This is a genomic window from Labilithrix sp. (assembly GCA_019637155.1).
Classification (GTDB): Bacteria; Myxococcota_A; Polyangia; order Polyangiales; family Polyangiaceae; genus Labilithrix.
Map to the genome: position 1 here is coordinate 96,505 of JAHBWE010000026.1, position 18,000 is coordinate 114,504.

The window sequence follows — 18,000 nt, forward strand, 5'->3', positions numbered from 1 at the left end:
ACGTCGTCTCGCGGGAAGCTCGAGGGGAACCCCTTGTCGCCGATGCGAAGTATGTCGACGCGTCCGCCAAGGCGCTTCGCACGATCGCGTCCGGCTTCCGACAGATCGCGGACTACTGCCGGGACCACAACGAGCCCGCGGGCTACCTCGTGATCTTCGTGAACTGCGACGTCATCTTCGATCTGAAAGGGGATCGCGACGATGGCTTCCCCTGCTTCCGCGTCGGCAACCACACCGTGTATTACGTCGTGGTCGACATCTTCGAGCACGTCACGTCGGCGAGCAAACGACCGAAACCGAAGGTCGTGAGCGTCGCCGTGGCAGACGTTCTCGCGACCGAGGAAGCCTCTTCGGCCGACCAGCTCGTAGTGGCGACCGACGAGTAGTGAAGCCGGCAGCAAGCCGCGCGACCATCGCAGGCGGGCTCACACGTGCCGCACGGGCGCCGCGAACCGGACGCCAGGCGCTCGACCGCTCGCGCTCACCAAGGTTTGGTCGAGCAAAGCATGCAGTCTGTATTGCATTGCTCACCCGGCGGATTGTGGCAGCTCCCTTGCTCGCCCATTCCCAGAAATGGACCAATGCACCATCCCAGTGCGCACTGATCGGCGTTCAAATTGTCGGGGGCGCAATAGCGATTACCAAGATTGTCGGCAACGCAGTCGTGACGATAGCCACACGGTTTGGAATAACAGCCGCGATAATGTTCGCCGCTATCCGGTTGGCATGTGTAGTAACCGAGAGACGGCGTGCAGGCGCCGCCCGCGCAGTCGCTCGTCGTTTTGCAGAGACAAAGGCCGTCGTTAGTGTTCGCGGCGCCAAGGCATGCGCCTTGGCCATTGGGTTGAGGCGAACAGCACGCGCCGAGCCCGCAGTCCGAACCCGTTACACAGGTTCGCGCGCAGATTTTGGCGCCGTTGCTCGAAATGCAGCGCTCATCTGGATTGCAGCACTTCCCGTTGCACAGCTCGTGAGAACAGCCACCGCTCGTCGACGAGCCACCAGTAGGGCAATCACAACTGCCGAACACGCGAGCTGCCGAACAGGTCGCCACACCGTCCGTCACTCCCAAGCAGGCGCAAGAGGTGCTCGTTCCTGGCTCGCAGCCAACCTGTGCGGGCGACGTGCCGCTGCTCGATGAGCCCGACGACGAGGAGCCCGACGACGCCGGCGGTTCCTCGCCCGTCATGACTGCGGAGTGGTACCGGTCTCCGCACGAGAGCGTCAGCATCATGAAAATGGTGGTCCGAATTTTCATCGGAATTCCCCGTGGACTCCGATCCAGCCGATACCAACGCGCGCTGCGACGAGCGGAGAGGGGCGAGCGCTTCGTTTTGGAGCCGGCTCGGAGAGTAGGAACCAGGTAGCGAGGCTCGCACCGACGAACGCGACACCGGCCCCCGCCCAGAATCCGACGGCGAGCTGCCGAAGCTCCGCGTTCGCGTGATCCGTAGTGGCTCGATCCGGACAGGTGTTCTGATTCGCGCAGCGCGAATCGCCTTTCGTCCACAGGACTCCAAAAACGGCGCTCGTCGCGAGACCAACGCCAGCGAGCGCAAGGGTCGCGTACAAGGGCCACTGCGGGCGTCGTGTGGCGCCGGCGGCACCGGGGTCGATCGCAGACACCTTGCCAGGCGCACCACGCTCCGACTCGTCCGAGCGGAGGACGATGTCGATCGCGCGTCCCTTCTCCCCGGAGCGGAGGACGACGGCTCGCGTCTCCTTCGAACCGCCCGCCTGTACGACGACGGTGTGTTCGCCAGGGTCCAAGTCGAGCGCCACGGCCGATGATTGCGCCTTCCCGTCGACGAGGATTGATGTGACTGGCGTGCTGCCGCCGTGCGCATCGACGACGCGAACCGTGATGTTCGGAATGCGGGCGTCGACATCGCGCAGCCAGGCCGAGCATGCGTCGACGATGGAACGAGCGCAGACGGCACTCGAGCATGTGCGAAGCGCGGCGCGGCGCTCGAGAAGACTGTCCGGCGCATCGCGTTTGAGTATCTGCGCGCGCACGTGCGCGGCAGAGCAGGTGCTCTCTTCGGACGCTCGCGCCTCGCTGGACGCGAGCCAGGTCACGATGCCGAGCAGGATCGCCGTGGCGTCGCGCCACTTCATGGGCACCACGGCTTGTGCACTTGGATGCCGTCTTGAATGGTGAACGGTGGGTCGCAGTTCGACTTCGCCGATGTGCTCTTCGGTGGCGCTGGCGGACGCGGCTTGTTGGCCGAGGGTCTCGTCGCACGAGCAGGCGCCCGTGAAGGAGATTCAGCCGGCTCAATGGGCGCCGACGTCGGCGGAGTTGGTTCCTTGGCCGCATCGACGAGATTCTCAGCTGCGGTTGCTGCACCCAACGTCGGCGTACTGCTTCTCTGGCCTTCCTCGGCGCCCGGACGACGTGGACGCGCGCTCATTCCAACTGCCACGACGAGCGCGATGGCGGCGATGGAAAGCGCGAGCCATCGTCGGCGCACGACGTGCACGGTGCGCGAGCGAGGGTGACGAATCCGCGTTTCCGCTGTGCTCGAGACCGGTTCCGAAGTCGTTTTTCCAAGTACCGGCGGATGGCGGTTGCCCCTCGAAGCGAGCGTCGAGCCGGGAACGGCGACCTTCGCGGCCGCCAGCATCGTCTCGCTCAAGCCTGCGCCGATCGGTGTTGCGCTCTCCGTGAGTGTCGCGACGATCTCGTCGATCGCCGCTCGGAGTGCAGCGGCGGACTCCCATCGACTTCCTTGGTCGAACGCGAGCGCGCGGTCGACGAGCGCGATCAGCTCGGTCGGCGCGTCGGGCAGAACTGTCGCGAGAGAGCGGGCAGGGGTCGTCGCGGCCAAAATCGCGAGGTGCTGCGCGGACTGACCTTCATGCACTGCGTGACCAGTGAGAAGGTTGAAGATGGTTGCTCCGACGGCCCAGATGTCGGCGGGCGGGCCCACGTCTTTTACCAAGCCCGCGGCTTGCTCCGGCGCCATAAACGCCGGGGTTCCCATCACGGCACCTGTCTGCGTCGCGCGCGGTCCGGCCTCATCACGCACGCGCGCGATGCCGAAGTCGAGAACCTTCAGTGCGCCGTCGGTTGTGACGAACAGATTTGCCGGCTTCAAGTCACGATGAACGACACCAAGGCCATGAGCCACGGCGAGGACCGCGCAAAGGTCCGCCGCGATCGAGAGCGTGGCTTTGATCGAAAGCTTCCCGCCCTCTGCTGCAGCGAGCTCCTCGACCGTCCTCCCGTCGAGCAGCTCCATGACGAGGTACGCAACGCCGTCGTCGCTCACGTCGTCGTCGATGACGGCGACGACGCCGGGATGATTCACCGCGTTGGCGGCCTGCGCCTCGCGAAGGAACCGCTTCCGAAGATCCGGTCGCGCGTTGAGCTCGGGATGCAAAAGCTTGAGCGCTACACGGCGCCCGTTTCGATGGGTCGCGGCGTAGACCGCGGCCATGCCGCCGATCCCGAGCACGCGTTCGATGCGGTACTTGTCGCCGAGCACCTGCCCGACGCGAGCTTCTGCGACCGCAAGATCGTCGGACTCTGACATGGGACCTTGGCACTTCCTCCCCGACCGACCCGGCGCAGCCCCGTTTTGAGCTCCACTGTCCTATATATAGGACAGCAAGCCGGCCAGCAACGGCCACGCTCGGTCCGTGGCATCACGGCTCGAGGACGCACTCGCGGCACGGCTGCGCGAGCTCGCGCGAGCCAAGAAGATTCCGTTGAGCCACGTCGCGGATCGCGCGGGCATCGCTCGTTCCTACCTCTGGTCGCTGCTCAAGAAGACGAGCTCGGCCACGCTCGCTGTCATCCAGCGGATCGCGGACGCGCTCGGCGTCGAGCCACTCGAGCTTCTGAAGCCGGACGAGAAGCCGACGAGCGAGGGTCCGTTGGCTTCCGCCCGGAAGCAGCGGCGAGCCGATGCGACAGAAGAACCTCCGAAACCGAAGAAGGCCGGTCGTTCGCGGTCACCGACGACACGAGCGAAGCGTCGCTGAGGAACGGCTCGCTCTGGGCCAACATCCCGCCGCAATAGGAGCTGTGCTACGGGCTCGTGCATGGTCGATGAAGCGTTCGAACGACACTTCCACCGCCGCGCCGATCTCGCCGACGAGCTCGTCGGGCGCGGGCTCACGGTCGACGGCATCGGCCTGGCCGCGGGCGCGCTCGATGCGCTTGGGGCGATCTGGTTTCACGACTTCCCGGCGACGGTTGAGGAGCTCTCGCGGGAGCTCGGCGGGAACCCGCCGCCGAGCATTCGGCTCGCCCGCATGATGGCGCGTTTCGCGCCGACCGAGCCGAGCGCACAGCTCGTCGCGGTCGTGTCGTTTGCCGAGGACTGGAAACGCTACGCCTCGGAGACGGCGGGTCCCGCCGAAAAGCTCCTCGCTCGGCGCATCGGCGAACACCCGAATGAGCTTCCGCGATCGTATCTCGACAAACCGCTCGGCGAATTGATCGATGAATGTCCGGAGATCGGGGCAAGCAAGCCGCTCCGGTCATTGGCTGCTGAATACACCTATGCGGCCATGCTCTACCGCTTCTACCGTTGCCCCATCCTTCATCTCACCGCACCGGCCCATCGGACGCACGGATTCACCGTCGACGATGAAGTGATGTACATGCGGCTCCGTCCGGGCTTCACGAGCATCAGTTTCGGCCCGGCCCTGGTCACGCGCTGGCTGGGCGTCGCAGCAACGGGATACACGCGAGGGTGCGCGGCGGCGTCCGTTCACCCACCAAAAGATATGGACCCGGCCGGGGATGCGGAAGAGCTGCTCAAGTCCCGCTGGGAGCGAGTCGCGAAACGCGCGTAGCGCACGGCGAGATCTCACTTACGCCACGAGCGAAGCGACGCGCCAGGCCGGCGACCAGTGCGTCGCGATGGCGGCCGCGAAGGCGATGGCGAGCGCCCACGCGCGCGGATTGGTCAGAGTGAGCTCGAGTTGAATGTGGAGGCGGCCCGCACCCGTCGGGCGCCGTTTCCTGGTCGTCGTCTTCATCAGAAACCTCGTGCCCTCACTCTGCGTCATCGTTCGGACGCTCGCGCCTCGCAGTCGGCAAATAGACGACTTTCAAAAAGCGTTTATCCGCGCGCTGACCGCTGGACGGCGCGCGCACGCTTGATGATGCGAACGGTGATGCACTCGGAGCAGCGGCACTCCTGCTCGCCGTGAACACGACCGCGCCGCGGCCGCTCTCCGACCCGTCGACATGCGACGGCCCGCGGCACGTGGATTCCCCCGCCGTCCGCGTAACGACTTATGGCGCGTGCGATCTTGGCGTCGAGTGGGTCGGGGACCGCGGCGCGATCTTCGACGAGGTCTGCGTTCAAGAGAGCGCCCCGAGCGCTGACGAAAACACGAAGATAGGGAGCGAGCGCGCTCGTCGTGGTGCCGGCGCGAACGCGCTTGAGCACGGCGCGATGAAGGACCTGCTCGGGCTCGCCGAGCCCGCGGACGAATTCGGCCATGTTGGGCGTCTTCGCAATGATCGTCTTCGTGGCGCGACGCGCACCCGATTGGACAGCGCCGACCACGGCACGGTCGAAGGGGACCAGCCCGAGCGTCAGCGGATAGAGGATCTCCATCAGGTCGCGAGCATGCGCTCTGTCGACTTCCGGGACCGCGCCCTCTCCGAACCGAGTCGCTTTTGGCTCGTGCGCCAACTCGCTCGCGTAGGTCATCGTGCACGTGAGCAGCCACTGCAGGGCGGCGAGGCGATCGGCCGGAGCGACCCGCTCGACCTCCGCCCGGACGGCGCGCGAGATTGACCTTTCGAAGTCGGCGAGTCCCGTCTTTCGCATGTCACCCCGATGTTACGGCAAGCGCGGAGAGGCGCCGGACCGGCGCACTCATTCGCGCGCGCTATGATCGGCGCGGAGCCACATGGAGCAGACGGTCTTTCTCGACGAGTGTGGCTTCACGGGCGAGGACCTCGCGCAGCCGGACCAGCCCGTCTTCGTGGTGGCGTCGCACAACCTCACGGAGGATGAAGCGAGCGCGCTCAAAGAGCAGCACTTCGGACATGTTAAAGCCGAGGAGCTCAAACACTCGAGTCTCCAACGGCGCGAACAGCACCACGCTGCCGTGACCGCACTCCTCGACGCGGTGCTGACGTCGGACCGGGCGCGCGCATCGATGGCATACAAGCCGTACGCTCTCATCGCGAAGATCGTCGATCATCTCATCGAGCCGATGATGTTCGAGGACGGGCTCGACCTTTACGACCAGGGCGGACACGATGCGCTCGCCGCGGTGCTCTACTATTCGCTCGGCGCACACTCGAAAAAGCTTCTCTTCGACGTCGGAAGTGCATTTCAACGTGCGGTCCGTACGCGCGCACCTGAGCACGTGCGTGCTTGCAACACCGTTCTTTCGTCCGCGGACGTCGGCGGGGCCCTCGATGGTCTTCCGAACTTTTTCCGCATCGCGATCGCGAAGTACGGCGTGAATTGGACCGAAGACCTTCCGGACCGTTGCCTCGATCTTTCGTTACCTCTCGCGCTTCAGCAATGTTGGGCATGGCGGCGTCGTCTCTCACCGCCGTTCAACATCGTCCACGATCGCTCGTCGCCGATGGTGAAGAGCAAATGGCTTTGGGACGCGCTTCTCGCGCCCGATGCGCCGGCCGCGGTCGTCGGGCGTGGTGGAGCAACCGTCGAATATCCAATCGGCGTCACTGCGACTCGCTTCGAGGATTCAAAGCACAGCGCCGCCCTCCAGATCGCCGACGTCGTGGCCGGCGCGGTCGGCCGCTGGGCAACCTGGGTCGTACGCGGCGCGCCCGAGTCGGATCGATACGCCAGCGCACTCGACGCGGTCATCGAGCCGGCGCTCGGGCAGCTCATCGCAAGCGCGATCTGGCCGACTCCCTCGGTCGCAAAGGGGGCACCGCGGGCACCGGGCGTGATGGAACCGAACGACTACGTCGCCTCCGTCATCACGAAGACGCGCTCGGCTTGATCGATTCGTCCGGTCCGTCGACGTTGCGCACAGCCCCGGCCTCACTCCAGGCGCTGAGCGGAACCTCTCCGTAACAGCCATTTCTGAAACGTCGAACCGGTCGGTAACACATCGTCGCGAGCGACAGTGGCAACCGCTCGAAATGCGGTCGGTGTCGCCGCGGCACCGACATTGCTGAGGGCGCGAGCAACTCCAGACCCATTGAGGATCTCATGCTTGCTCGTTCCTTCTCTCTCGTCGCGCTCGTCCTTGCTTCCACCGCCGCTGCCGCGTGCACCGCGTCGCCGTCCGACGACGGCGACGCGGTCGCGACGGAAGATGCGCTCATCAGTGGCCCCGGCGCGAAAGCGACCGACCAACGCGTGCCCGAGCTCGGCGCGGACCTCACCGTCGTTCGTCAGTCGAAGATCTCGATGGCCGACGCTGTCCGCAAGGTTGGAACGGAGAACGGGCCCGTCATCGAAGCGAAGTTCGAGCTCGGACATGACGGGAAGCTCGCGCTGAGCCTCTATCCGGTCGGGGCAGGTCTCGCGCTCGACAGCGAGCGAAACGTCTTCCAAGAGCTCGCCGGCGATCCGACCGCGACCGCGTTCCGTGGCGACCTCTCGACGTTCGAAGACGACGAGCACGTGCTCCGCTCGTCGCGTGACCTCATGCTCGTCCAGCTCTCGCGCCTCGGCGTGGCCGATGCCGTCGCCGCGGCGTCCAGCATGGGCAAGGTCTTCTGGGCCATTCCGACCATCCGCAACCACCGCGCGGGTTACGGCGTCTATGCGCTCACGCCGAGCGGGCGCCAGGCCTATCGCTTCATCGACGGGCGCGGCAGCGACGAGGCCGACGATTGCCTCGAGGAGATCGGATCGGGTCCGGGCTCGCTCGCGACGGACGCGCGGCACCCGGAGGTTGGCTCCGACCTCACCGTCGTGCGCGCATCGAAAATCTCGATGGCCCGCGCGCTCGCGCAGGCGGAGGCGGCGCACGGTCCGGCGATCGAAGCCAAGTTCGAGCTCGATCACGACGGCAAGCTCTCGCTCAGCGTGTATCCCATCGGCAAGGGCATCGACGTCGACGCCGAGCGCAACTCGTTCTTCGAGCTCGCCGGCGATCCCACGGCGCCCGCGTATGCGCCTTCGAAGTCCGAGTTCAAGATGCCCGACTTCGAGCACGTCGCGCGCTCCGCCCGCGATCTCACGCTCGTGCAGACGGCGCGCATGACGCTGCGTGAAGCCGTCGACGCCGTCGACGAGGCGATGCCCGGCGGCTTCGTCTACTGGGCGATCCCGACCATTCGCGGCACCCGCTCCGGATACGGCGTGTACACGCTCGGCACCGACAACAAGGCCCACTACTTCTTCGTGAATTGATCGACGTCGCGGAATCGCTAGGCTCCGGCCCTCGACCGTTGTAGTCGACGGCCGGCCATGCCGGGGCACGGATGAAGCGAGCGACGCGACGCGCATGGACGTGCGAGCTCCTTCGACTCGTGACGCTCGCGCTTCTCCTGCCGCTCGCGAGCATGGGCGCGCTTCCGACGTGGGCGCGTCTCGTTGGCGTCGAGAGCCCTCACGTTTGCCACTGCTCGCTCGAGCACCACGACTGCACGTGCTCCATCTGCGACCCCGAGCATTCGCCACGCCTCTCGACCGAGTCGCTCGAGGGACGCTGTGGCGACGACGACGTCGCGTTCGGCGGCAGCGTCCTCCGCGCCGTGCTCCCGGCGCCCTTCGTCATCGCGGCGGCGCCCATGGTCCGCCGCGACCTCCCCGCACATCACGTCCGTGTCTCCCGCGGCGCCGATCCGCCGCCTACGCCACCGCCTCGGGTTCGTCCGGTTTAGCCAACCAACCGACGAACCAATCATTTTCGAGGTGAAATCATGAACAGGAAGATCTTTGGGACGGCGATCCTCGCCGTCTTCGTGGCCGCGGCTTGGGGTTGTTCGGACGATGACGATCACGATCATTCGTCGTCCTCGTCTGGCGGACATACGAGCGAGTTTCCGTCGTGTCAGGCGATCATCACCGCCTGCCACCCGCTCGACAACGGGCCTGGCCCCGCCCACGACTGTCACGAGGTCGGGCACGACAATCCGACCGAGGAGAAGTGCGCGGCGAAGAAGGCTGAGTGCCTCGCGACGTGCACGGCACCCGGGACGAGCGACGCCGGCGACGGCGGCTGAGGTTCGCGGGCGTTCGTACGATGGCGAGCTTATCGCGTGCGCTCGTGCGCGCGTCGCTGCTCGCCATCGTCGCGGCGCGTTGTTACCTCGTCGTAACGAGCGAGCTCGAAAGCTTCGCGGCTCCGTTACCCACCGGGAACACTCGCGTCCGCGACGCGCGTCATTACCTACACTTACTCACTGGCACCCCGCGTGCACTGGGCGCTCCCGTAACCCCACGGAGCTCCTGAAAAATGTCCACCAAGCTCGCTTTCATCGCCCTTCTCACGCTGCCCCTCATCGCCTGCGCTGCTACGCCGGGTGCAGACGACACCGAAAGCAGCGACGGGACCGACGACGCGCTCACGAGCGCAGCGACGTCGTACGCGTTTACGTGCAAGAACGCCGACGCGACGAAGAGCACGGTCGTCGTCTCCGCGCGTGCGGACGCGTTCGACATCCGCGCGACGACGAACGGAGCGACGCTCTTCACGGCGACCGCGCAGCGTCCCTCGCTCAGCGTGCGCCTCGACGACAGTGCGAGCGCGAACGCGGTCGTGAACGAATTCGTCGACTTCAGCGACGCCGGGCTTCAGGTGGTTCCCGTCGACGGTCCGAACGCGCTCGAGATCGACCTCGCGGGGGCGAAGACGCTGCTCTACAAGACGCCGGCGGCCAGCATGACCTTGAGCTGCTCGTTCGACAAAGCGAAGCTCCTCGGTCTTCTGAAGTTGAAGCTGGTCGCCGCGTCGCGGGTCAACCTCACGGGCGTGAAGGCCGTCGCCTTCGACATCGACGACACGCTCGCCTTCACCACGCCGACGTTTACGCGAGGCTTCGCGACGGGGGGAACGCCCGCGCCGACGGACACCGTGTTCTGGACGCACACGAACGGCTGCGACAGCGGATGCAACGCGCAGAGCATCACGCTCCCGGACGGCACGACCAAGCTCCTGCCGGACAATGTCGCGAGCACCGCGAAGTCGAGCGCGATCGAGCTGGTGAAGCGCCACAAGGCGCACGGCCACAAGGTCTACGCGATCACGGCGCGCCCGGACATCAATGGCGATCCGCTGCGCCACTTCATCGAGCAGGAGCTCGGCATCGCGAAGGAGGATGTCTTCTTCGAGCCGGACATCGACCAACCCGGCAACCCGAAGGGCAAGGCCGATCGCATCAAGGCGCTCGACCTCGACGTCTTCTACGGCGACTCGGACTCGGACATCACCGATGCGAAAGCCGCCTTCGTCGACGCCTCCGGCGCGGCGACCAAGCCGATCCAAACCCTCCGCTTCCTTCGCTCGCCGAAGTCGTCCAACCGCAAGGCGGGGAAGCTGAACAAGTACCACCCCGGCTACTTCGGAGAGTCGATCATCACGGGCAGCTACGAGTGAGCGGCTGACGATCGCGCGTGGCACGCGCTGCGACGCAGGTAGCACGAAGGAAGGGCGCTTCCGCGCCGTGCTAGGGTCTCCGGCGAATGAAGCGGGTTGCCGCGTCACGATGGCGAGCTTGTCTCGTCGCGCTCGTTCGCGCGGCGCTGCTCGTCATCGTGTTTCATTCGTCGGGGCTCGCGCATTTCGCGGCCGACGTGCACGAGCTCGTGACGACCGGCCACCACGCCGGGACACCTCTCGATCCCGACGACGACGATCCGACGCAAGCGCCCGGCTCGCCCGCATCGCATCACGCGCAGCCCGGCGGCGCTTCGCTGGCGTCGCCCATTCTCGTGTCGCTCGCGGCACCGGGGAGTGCGCGACTCGCCATCGCCGAGGCACCGAGCGAAGCACCAGCGACGCCGCTCTACCGCGGCGTCTATCGACCTCCTCGCGGCTGACGCTTCGTCGTCATCGCTCGCGAAACGTCCGCGCGGCCCGCGCGGAGGAGGTCATCGTGCATTCGGTTTGGCTCTTTGCTGCGGCGTTCATCGCCGTGGGCTGTTCACGCGTCCATCCATCCGAGGAGGCGCCGCAAAAGCGCGCGCCCTCCTCGACGAACGTGCATCTCGCGATCGGCGTGCAGACCGACGCGAAGGTCCGGAGCGAGCGCGTGACGCGCGAGGTCCTCGGGCGCACGGTCGAGATCGCCGGCGAAATCGTCTCGACGCCCGATCGAACGGCGCGCGTGTCGTCGCCGGTCGCGGGGAGGCTCGACTCGGTTCGGTTCGGCGAAGGCGAGACGGTCAAGAAAGGCGAGCCGCTCGCCGTCCTCCGCGTTCCCGATCTCGGACGGCTTCGCGGTGAGCTCGCGACCGCCGCGGCGCGCGCGACCGCTGCTCGCGCGGATGCGAATCGCCTCAAGGGCCTCTCGGAAAGGCAGCTCGCGACCGAGCAGGCGTACCTCGATGCGGAGGCGCAGGCGAAGTCGTTCGAGGCGCAAACGGCCGCGCTCCGCGAACAGATCGGCGCGATGGGTGCGCCGTCCGAGACGGACTCCGGATTTCAGGTCACGCTGCGCGCGCCCGTCGACGGCGTCGTCGTCTCGCGCGAGGCACTGGTCGGACAACCGCTTCGCTCGGATCAAACGATCGCCACGGTCGCCGACCTCTCGCGCGTCTGGTTCGTCGCACAAGTCTTCGAGCGGGATCTTCCGCTCGTCGACATCGGGGCGACCGCGCGCGTGCGGTTGACGGCGCTGCCCGACCGCACCGTCGACGCTTCCGTGGAGCTCCTCGGCCGCGCGCTCGATCCGGCGACGCGGACGACGAGCGTCCGCATTCCGATCGACAATCGAGATGGTGCGATCCGCATTGGCATGACCGGCCTCGCGCGGATCATGTCCAAAGCGAACGCCGCCGACGCCGGTCCGCCCGTCGTCACGATCCCGCGCGCCGCGCTCGCGGATCTCGGAGGCCGGCGCGTCGTCTTCGTCAAGAAAGGGCCCGAGGAGTTCGAGCCGCGCGACGTCGAGACCGGCGCGGCCGCGGGCGATCGCCTCGCCGTCGTGCGCGGGGTGAACGAGGGCGACGAGATCGTCGTCGATGGCGTCTTCACCCTGAAGAGCATCGCGCTCAAGTCGTCGTTCACGGAGGAGTAAAGAGATGGCGCTCCTCACCGCGATCGTGCGCTGGTCACTCGGTCATCGAGCCGTCGTCCTCGTTCTTCTCGTCGTCTTCGTTCTGGTCGGGCTCCGATCGGCGTCGAGTTTGAAGCTCGACGCCGTGCCGGACGTGACGAGCGTGCAGGTCCAGATCATCACCGGCGCGCCGGCGCTCGCGCCCGTTGAGGTCGAGAGCTACGTCACGATTCCCGTCGAACGCGTGATGGCCGGGTTGCCCGGCTCGATCGAAGTGCGGTCGCTATCGAAGTACGGCATTTCGCTCGTCACCGTCGTCTTCGAGGACGCGACCGATATCGTCCTCGCACGGCAGCTCGTGGCCGAGCGAATGCCGCGCGCGGTCGACGCCGTGCCCGCGCGCTACGGCCGGCCCGTCATGGGGCCGATGACGAGCGGCCTGGGTGAGATCTTCCAGTTCGCGATCACGAACGAGAAGCTCGGGCTCAAAGACACGACCGCGCTCCTCGAGTGGTCGATCATTCCGCAGCTTCGCACCGTGCCGGGCGTCGTCGAGGTCAACGCGTTCGGCGGCCAGCGTAAGGAGTACGAAGTGATCGTCGACCCGAGCCGGCTGAAGGCCGCGTCGCTCTCGATCGACGATGTCGCGGACGCGATCCGAAACAACAACGCGAATGCCGGCGGCGGCTACGTCGAGCACGCGCGCGAGCATCTCGTCGTCGGGCTCGACGGGCTCTTGCGCGGGCCGAAAGATCTCGCCGACGTCGTCGTTCGGCGCACCGAGAACGGCGTGCCGCTCACGGTAGGGTCGGTCGCGGAGATCCGCATCGGGCATTCGCTCCGCGTCGGCGCCGCGTCCGTGGACGATCGCGGCGAGGCGGTCGTCGGCGTCGTCCTCATGCAAACGGGCGAGAACGCGCTCGCCGTGACGGAGCGCGTGAAGAAGAAGCTCGATGAGCTGGGCCCATCGCTTCCGCAAGGCACGAAGATCGAGCCGTTCTACGATCGCTCGAAGCTCGTTCGTCGCACGACCCGCACCGTCGGCGAAAACCTGCTCGAGGGCGCCGGGCTCGTCATCGTCGTGCTCCTCGTCCTGCTCGGCGATCTGCGCGCGGGGCTCGTCGTCGCGCTCACGATCCCGCTCTCGCTGCTCTTTGCGGTCGCCATCATGGGCGCGACGGGCATGAGCGGAAACCTCATGAGCCTCGGTGCGATCGATTTTGGCCTCATCGTCGACGGCGCCGTCATCGTCGTCGAGAATGCCTCTCGGCACCTCGCCGAGGCTCAGCGAAAACAAGCGGCGCCGCTCGACGGCGAGACGCGCGTGCGCGTCGTGGAAGAAGCCACGCTCGAAGTTCGCGCCGCGAGCGTCTTCGGCGAGGCCATCATCGCCATCGTCTACCTTCCGATCCTTTCGCTTACGTCGATCGAAGGGAAATTGTTTCGGCCGATGGCGACGACCGTCTTGCTCGCGCTCGGCGGCGCCTTCTTGCTCACGCTCACCGTCATCCCCGTGCTGGCGAGCCTCGTCATCAAGCCGCGCACGGATCACCGCGACACCTGGCTGATCCGCAAAGCGCACGCGATCTACGAGCCGGTGCTCGCCGCCGCGGCGCGGCATCGCGCCATCGTCATCGGTAGCAGCGTGGCGCTGCTCGCCGGAGCGCTGCTCATGTTCACGCGCGTCGGAGCGGAGTTCGTACCGCAGCTCGACGAAGGGGAGATCCTCGTGGAGGCGCGGCGCTTTCCCGACGCGGCGCTCTCCGAGTCGATCGCAACGGACGCCCGAATGCAACGTGCGCTGCTGAAGATCCCAGAGGTTCGCCATGTCGTGAGCAAGACCGGGGCGCCGGCGCTCGCGACCGATCCGATGGGACTCTCGCAGACGGACGTGTACATCGAGCTCGCGGATCGCAGCGAGTGGCGGCGAGGCCTTTCGAAAGAAGCGCTCGCGAACGATGTCGCTAAGGCGCTCGACGAGCACGTGCCCGAGGTCGCGGCGGGCATCTCGCAGCCGATCGAGATGCGCACCAACGAGCTCGTGGCCGGGATCCGCTCCGACGTCGCCGCGCTTCTGTACGGCGAGGACAACGAAGTGCTCGCCGCGCTCGGGCACAAGCTCGCCGCGAAGCTCCGCACCATCCCCGGCGCGGTCGACGTGCGCGTCGAAGACGTCGCGGGGCTCCGCTATTTGCGCGTCATCCCCGATCGACAGAAGCTCGCGCGACACGGCGTCAGCATCGAAGCCCTCGCTGCCGTCGTCGAGGCGATCTCGGTCGGGCATCCGGCGGGCCAGATGTTCGAAGGCGAGCGCCGCTTCGGAATCGTCGTGAAGACGGACGCGCATTTCGCGGGAGACACCTCCGCCGTCGCGGGGCTTCCCGTCGCCACGAGTCGGGGGACGCTCGTGCCGGTCGGTGAGGTCGCGGACGTGGTCCTGCAAGAAGGCCCGGCCGAGATCAATCGCGAGGCTCAGTCGCGCCGGCTCCTCGTCGAGCTGAACGTCCGCGGACGTGACGTTCTCGGCGTCGTCGAAGATGCGCGACGCGCGGCCGCGAAGATCGACCTCCCGAAGGGGTATCGTGTCACGTGGGGCGGCGAATTCGAGCACTACGTCGATGCGCGCGAGCGCTTGGCGATCGTCGTCCCGCTCGCGCTCGGGCTCATTCTCTTCGTCCTCTGGCTCGGCGTCGGCTCCCTTCGCACGGCGCTTCTCGTCTATGCGACGGTTCCCTTTGCGCTCATCGGCGGGGTTTTCGCGCTCGCGATCCGTGGCATCCCGTTCAGCGTCTCCGCCGCGGTTGGCTTCATCGCGCTCTTCGGCGTCGCGGTGCTGAACGGCCTCGTCATGGTCTCTTTCAGCAAGCACCTCGAAGAAAGAGGCGAGACGCCGGAGCGTGCGATTCACACGGCGGCGGGGCTGCGCCTCCGACCGGTGCTCATGACGGCGCTCGTCGCGATGCTCGGCTTCGTTCCGATGGCCGTCTCGACTGCGCCCGGAAGCGAGGTGCAGCGGCCGCTCGCGACGGTCGTCATTGGCGGCCTCGTCTCCGCCGTGATCCTCACGCTCGTCGCGCTGCCGGCGCTCTACGCGCGGTTCGCGCCGCGACCGACGTCGTGAGCATGCTCCGCCGAAACCGCAACTTCGCGTTGCTCTTCGCGGCGCAGATCGTCTCGCTGCTCGGTAGCGGCGCGACGACGATCGGCCTCGCGCTCTTCGCGTATCGGCTGGCGGGCCGCGACGAGGCAACGGCGCTCGTGGGGAACGCGCTGATGCTGCGAATCCTCGCGTTTCTCGTGTTTTCGCAGCCCGCGGGGGTGCTCGCCGATCGCGGATCTCGGAAGCGGATCCTGATCGCGTCCGACGTTCTCCGCGCCGCGCTCCTCGCCTTCATGCCGTTCGTGACCGCCGTCTGGCACGTCTACGTCGTCGTCTTCCTGCTCAACGCGCTGACCGCCTTCTTCACGCCGACGTTCGAGGCGAGCATCCCCGCGGTGGTCGCGGAGGAAGACCTCGTGCGGGCGCTCGGTCTGTCGCGCATCGCGAGCGACGTCGAGGCGTTGGCTTCCCCCGTGGTCGCCGCCGCGATCGTCGCCTTCGTCGGGGTCGACGGGGTCTTTTGGTTCGACGCCGCGACCTATCTCGGCTCGGCGCTTCTCGTCGGGCTCGTCGCGCTGCCCAAGGCGAACGCGCGCGACCAGCGGATGTCGTTTCGCGGCTTCGTCCGCGATCTCGGTGTCGGCATGCGGATCGTCTTGCGTGAGCCCTCGCTCCGTCAGGCGATCTTGCTCAGCTTCGCCGAGGCGACGGCCGGGGCGGGCGCGATCGTGGTGACCGTCGCGCTCGTTCGAAACGTGCTCGGGCGAGGGGAGACGGCGGTGTCGCTCGTGATGGCCGCGGTCGGCGTGGGCTCATCGATGATGGCGCTCGCGCTCGGGCGCGTGACAGGCCGGTACGAGCGCCGAGTGGCGCCGAACGAGGTTCACGCGGCGCGGCATCGCTGGGGTCGCCGCGCGCTCCTCGCGGGTGGTCTTTGCATGAGCGCGGCGCTTCTCCCGATCGCGCTCGGCCCACCGCTGATCGCCGTCGCGGCGCTCTGGTCGATCCTCGGCGCGGGCCAAGCCCTCGTGGCGATCCCGGGCTCCACGCTCCTCGCCGAGCATACGTCGCAGGCCGAACGCGGACGCGCGTACGCCGCGCATTTCGCGCTCACGCACGCGTGTTGGCTGGTCACCTATCCCGCGATGGGCCACGCTGCGGTCCGCTGGGGAGCGCCCACCGCGCTGACCGCCGCGGGCGCGACCTGTCTCGTCGTGACGGTGCTCGCGGCGATCGTACGGCCGGCGGATCCTCGGCACTCGCACGCGTGAACGTCAGAGCTCGGTCGCTTCCAGATCATCGAAGGAGGTGACCGAGTCCGCCTTCGTCCAAAGCCCGACCTTGCCGACCTGAAAGGTGCGGTCGTCGTCTTCGATGACGGTCTGTCCGTCCCAGACGACGCGCACGTGCGTGCCTTCCATGAACGCCTCGAGCGTGTGCCAGTCACCGGCGGGAATCTTGATGTCTCTGCTGGCGAGCTCCTCGCGGTCGCCGTCGACGACTTTGTAGAAGCGAACGTTGTCTTCGAGCGAGTTCGCGCGGGTCAGATAGTAGTTGTCGCTGTCGACGAAGCGCCACATGAGGCCGCACGCGCGATCGGTCTCGCCCGCGCGCATGCTGCAGCGCACCTTCGCGTGGACGTTCGTGAAGGCGATGTCCTTCAGCACGACGCGCGGAAAGTCCGCCGTGTGAAACTCCCCGGTTTGCTCGAGGAAGCGACCTTGAGCCCCTTCGCTCACGCGCCAGTCGCCGAGGACGTGCGCGAGCTCGGATGGGAGCGCGCCGGTCGGCGCCGCGTCGAAGTTGTACGCATAGACCTGTCCTTTCGCGGCCGGGTTGTTCGGTCCGCCGTCGGTCTTCGTGTAGTCGCTCGTTGGCGAGCACGCCGCGACGATGAGCCCGACGAAGCATGCGAGTCGATAGGTTTTCACGCGCGACGAGAGAGCAACGGACATGCCGGTCGCATGCACGCGACGGCAGGTGTCCGAGTGACACCTCCCGGTGACGGGGCGAGGAGCCGAAGCCGCGCGGCTGTTACCGACAGGTAACGGCGCGCAAGCATTCACCCGAGAAACAGCGTGATTCTCGTCATGTGGGACGCTGGAACACCTCCTGCTGCGCGGCGCGTCAGGAGAAGCCCTGATGAAGACCACGTTCCTTTGCATTCCCTTCCTTCTCGCGGCGGCTGCCTGTGGCGGCGCCCCGGACGACGAGACGGCGTCGGCCTCGACGCAGGCCTCGACGACCACCGAGTGGCAAGCCGCCATCCGTTGCGATAGGGCCGTGCTCGATGTGAACCGCGATGAGCGCCGCGAGGTCCAGCTCGTCATCCACGACGAGGACGCCGTCTATGCGTTGACCCACGGCGTCGAGGTCCACGACGTGCCCGCGGGAACGATCAACGAGAAGGGCGAATTCATCCTCGCGGGTCGGCTCGAGCGAGGCGTCTTTCACGCGAACGACTTCTCGTCGCGCTCGTTGCGAATGGAACCATACGAGGCTGGGTCGGCATCGCGCGCGACGGTCATGGGATCGCCGTCGCGGCGGGCGGGGGCGGCGACGCGAGCGATCTCGTGATCATGTTCGGCGAATACTCGAACTGGCGCTTCCGCAGCTGCCGCGGGGAGATCTGACATGAGCCGGTCCACCATGCTTCGCATGACGTGGCTCGTTGGCGCTCTCTCGTGCGCGGCGTGCAGCGCCGTTACCGCCGACACGACGGACACGACCGAAGGCGCCGCGCAGGATCTCGCGACGCGCCCCACGCCCC

Annotated in this window: 18 protein-coding genes; 13 read left to right on the forward strand and 5 right to left on the reverse strand. The window is 67.0% G+C overall.

Annotation, left to right across the window (positions count from 1 at the left end):
* The first annotated feature begins 158 nt into the window (after positions 1–158).
* The gene (locus KF837_40160) at positions 159–386 is read left to right on the forward strand and encodes a hypothetical protein (protein MBX3233607.1); all 228 of its coding nucleotides are present in this window, start codon (positions 159–161) and stop codon (positions 384–386) included.
* An 868-nt stretch (positions 387–1,254) separates the two neighbouring features.
* Here KF837_40160 and KF837_40165 read toward each other — a convergent pair.
* Both KF837_40165 and KF837_40170 read right to left on the reverse strand, forming a co-directional pair.
* Positions 1,255–2,118 (reverse strand): hypothetical protein, encoded by an 864-nt coding sequence (locus KF837_40165; GenBank protein MBX3233608.1) that lies wholly within the window; start codon positions 2,116–2,118, stop codon positions 1,255–1,257.
* Positions 2,115–3,539 (reverse strand): protein kinase, encoded by a 1,425-nt coding sequence (locus KF837_40170; GenBank protein ID MBX3233609.1) that lies wholly within the window; start codon positions 3,537–3,539, stop codon positions 2,115–2,117. Before KF837_40170 ends, KF837_40165 begins: the two co-directional genes overlap by 4 nt.
* 106 nt (positions 3,540–3,645) lie before the next feature.
* On the opposite strand from KF837_40170, the gene KF837_40175 reads away from it, so the two are divergent.
* Together KF837_40175 and KF837_40180 are read left to right on the forward strand one after the other, a co-directional pair.
* The gene (locus KF837_40175; protein MBX3233610.1) at positions 3,646–3,990 is read left to right on the forward strand and encodes a helix-turn-helix transcriptional regulator; all 345 of its coding nucleotides are present in this window, start codon (positions 3,646–3,648) and stop codon (positions 3,988–3,990) included.
* A 60-nt stretch (positions 3,991–4,050) separates the two neighbouring features.
* Positions 4,051–4,809 carry a hypothetical protein gene (locus KF837_40180; protein MBX3233611.1) on the forward strand — a complete coding sequence of 253 codons (759 nt, stop codon included), beginning with the start codon at positions 4,051–4,053 and terminating at the stop codon, positions 4,807–4,809.
* Positions 4,810–4,827: 18 nt separating this feature from the next.
* On the opposite strand, the gene KF837_40185 is transcribed toward KF837_40180, so the two are convergent.
* Positions 4,828–4,995 (reverse strand): hypothetical protein, encoded by a 168-nt coding sequence (locus KF837_40185; GenBank protein MBX3233612.1) that lies wholly within the window; start codon positions 4,993–4,995, stop codon positions 4,828–4,830.
* 83 nt (positions 4,996–5,078) lie between these two features.
* On the reverse strand, positions 5,079–5,798 hold the full coding sequence (locus KF837_40190) for a hypothetical protein (GenBank protein MBX3233613.1): 720 nt from the start codon (positions 5,796–5,798) through the stop codon (positions 5,079–5,081).
* An 82-nt stretch (positions 5,799–5,880) separates the two neighbouring features.
* Between KF837_40190 and KF837_40195 the strand changes: the two genes are divergently transcribed.
* The 9 genes from KF837_40195 (at position 5,881) to KF837_40235 (ending at position 16,501) form a co-directional block, all read left to right on the forward strand.
* Positions 5,881–6,957 carry a DUF3800 domain-containing protein gene (locus KF837_40195; GenBank protein ID MBX3233614.1) on the forward strand — a complete coding sequence of 359 codons (1,077 nt, stop codon included), beginning with the start codon at positions 5,881–5,883 and terminating at the stop codon, positions 6,955–6,957.
* A gap of 212 nt (positions 6,958–7,169) precedes the next feature.
* Complete coding sequence (locus KF837_40200; GenBank protein MBX3233615.1) at positions 7,170–8,321, forward strand: hypothetical protein; 1,152 nt, start codon at positions 7,170–7,172, stop codon at positions 8,319–8,321.
* A 119-nt stretch (positions 8,322–8,440) separates the two neighbouring features.
* Positions 8,441–8,794, forward strand: a complete 354-nt coding sequence (locus tag KF837_40205) for a hypothetical protein (protein MBX3233616.1) — start codon at positions 8,441–8,443, stop codon at positions 8,792–8,794.
* A 39-nt stretch (positions 8,795–8,833) separates the two neighbouring features.
* The gene (locus KF837_40210; protein MBX3233617.1) at positions 8,834–9,136 is read left to right on the forward strand and encodes a hypothetical protein; all 303 of its coding nucleotides are present in this window, start codon (positions 8,834–8,836) and stop codon (positions 9,134–9,136) included.
* 233 nt (positions 9,137–9,369) lie between these two features.
* Positions 9,370–10,509 (forward strand): hypothetical protein, encoded by a 1,140-nt coding sequence (locus KF837_40215; protein ID MBX3233618.1) that lies wholly within the window; start codon positions 9,370–9,372, stop codon positions 10,507–10,509.
* Positions 10,510–10,595: 86 nt separating this feature from the next.
* On the forward strand, positions 10,596–10,952 hold the full coding sequence (locus KF837_40220) for a hypothetical protein (GenBank protein MBX3233619.1): 357 nt from the start codon (positions 10,596–10,598) through the stop codon (positions 10,950–10,952).
* 56 nt (positions 10,953–11,008) lie between these two features.
* The gene (locus KF837_40225; protein MBX3233620.1) at positions 11,009–12,151 is read left to right on the forward strand and encodes an efflux RND transporter periplasmic adaptor subunit; all 1,143 of its coding nucleotides are present in this window, start codon (positions 11,009–11,011) and stop codon (positions 12,149–12,151) included.
* A 4-nt stretch (positions 12,152–12,155) separates the two neighbouring features.
* Entirely contained in the window at positions 12,156–15,251 is a 3,096-nt protein-coding gene (locus tag KF837_40230; protein MBX3233621.1) for an efflux RND transporter permease subunit, read from the forward strand.
* A 2-nt stretch (positions 15,252–15,253) separates the two neighbouring features.
* Complete coding sequence (locus tag KF837_40235) at positions 15,254–16,501, forward strand: MFS transporter (protein MBX3233622.1); 1,248 nt, start codon at positions 15,254–15,256, stop codon at positions 16,499–16,501.
* A gap of 3 nt (positions 16,502–16,504) precedes the next feature.
* Here the strand turns inward: KF837_40235 and KF837_40240 are convergent, their stop codons facing one another.
* Positions 16,505–17,161, reverse strand: coding sequence for a hypothetical protein (locus tag KF837_40240; GenBank protein MBX3233623.1), 657 nt, complete (start codon positions 17,159–17,161; stop codon positions 16,505–16,507).
* A gap of 211 nt (positions 17,162–17,372) precedes the next feature.
* Here KF837_40240 and KF837_40245 point away from each other — a divergent pair, with 211 nt between their 5' ends.
* Positions 17,373–17,807: a hypothetical protein gene (locus KF837_40245; protein MBX3233624.1), complete on the forward strand. Its 435-nt coding sequence runs from the start codon at positions 17,373–17,375 to the stop codon at positions 17,805–17,807.
* Positions 17,808–18,000 lie beyond the last annotated feature (193 nt).

Bases quoted from the DNA above. Each gene is read 5' to 3' on its own strand.
- KF837_40165 (MBX3233608.1), bottom strand. From the start codon at position 2,118: ATGAAGTGGCGCGACGCCACGGCGATCCTGCTCGGCATCGTGACCTGG.
- KF837_40170 (MBX3233609.1), bottom strand. From the start codon at position 3,539: ATGTCAGAGTCCGACGATCTTGCGGTCGCAGAAGCTCGCGTCGGGCAG.
- KF837_40180 (MBX3233611.1), top strand. From the start codon at position 4,051: ATGGTCGATGAAGCGTTCGAACGACACTTCCACCGCCGCGCCGATCTC.
- KF837_40185 (MBX3233612.1), bottom strand. From the start codon at position 4,995: ATGAAGACGACGACCAGGAAACGGCGCCCGACGGGTGCGGGCCGCCTC.
- KF837_40190 (MBX3233613.1), bottom strand. From the start codon at position 5,798: ATGCGAAAGACGGGACTCGCCGACTTCGAAAGGTCAATCTCGCGCGCC.
- KF837_40195 (MBX3233614.1), top strand. From the start codon at position 5,881: ATGGAGCAGACGGTCTTTCTCGACGAGTGTGGCTTCACGGGCGAGGAC.
- KF837_40200 (MBX3233615.1), top strand. From the start codon at position 7,170: ATGCTTGCTCGTTCCTTCTCTCTCGTCGCGCTCGTCCTTGCTTCCACC.
- KF837_40210 (MBX3233617.1), top strand. From the start codon at position 8,834: ATGAACAGGAAGATCTTTGGGACGGCGATCCTCGCCGTCTTCGTGGCC.
- KF837_40215 (MBX3233618.1), top strand. From the start codon at position 9,370: ATGTCCACCAAGCTCGCTTTCATCGCCCTTCTCACGCTGCCCCTCATC.
- KF837_40220 (MBX3233619.1), top strand. From the start codon at position 10,596: ATGAAGCGGGTTGCCGCGTCACGATGGCGAGCTTGTCTCGTCGCGCTC.
- KF837_40230 (MBX3233621.1), top strand. From the start codon at position 12,156: ATGGCGCTCCTCACCGCGATCGTGCGCTGGTCACTCGGTCATCGAGCC.
- KF837_40235 (MBX3233622.1), top strand. From the start codon at position 15,254: ATGCTCCGCCGAAACCGCAACTTCGCGTTGCTCTTCGCGGCGCAGATC.
- KF837_40245 (MBX3233624.1), top strand. From the start codon at position 17,373: ATGAAGACCACGTTCCTTTGCATTCCCTTCCTTCTCGCGGCGGCTGCC.